The sequence below is a fragment of the Natranaerobius trueperi genome, assembly GCF_002216005.1.
GTDB classification, from domain to species: domain Bacteria; phylum Bacillota; class Natranaerobiia; order Natranaerobiales; family Natranaerobiaceae; genus Natranaerobius_A; species Natranaerobius_A trueperi.
The window spans coordinates 1-247 of record NZ_NIQC01000125.1 but is presented as its reverse complement, the minus strand read 5'-3'; the positions used below and the strand labels follow the sequence as shown (position 1 = coordinate 247).

General features: G+C 44.1%; 1 protein-coding gene. It reads right to left on the bottom strand.

The features are described from left to right. Positions 1 to 247 (bottom strand): reverse transcriptase domain-containing protein (locus tag CDO51_RS13370; RefSeq protein WP_240503604.1); only part of this gene is annotated, 247 nt, incomplete at both ends.

Here is a 247-nt window from a genome sequence, read left to right as displayed (position 1 = left end):
TCAACTGCATATTTGTAGCCTTGAACGTAGTACTCCTTTGACCTTTTGATCGCTTGTTGGGCATTACGGTTTGGTCTAAACCCAAAGCTATTATCAGAAAATGTTGGTTCAAATATTGGTTGTAGTATTTGCACTAGTGCCTGTTGGACCATGCGGTCCACGACTGTTGGGACTCCAAGAAGTCTTACCCCACCATCAGGTTTAGGTATTTCTACTCGTCTGACTGGATGGGGTTTGTACTTCCCAC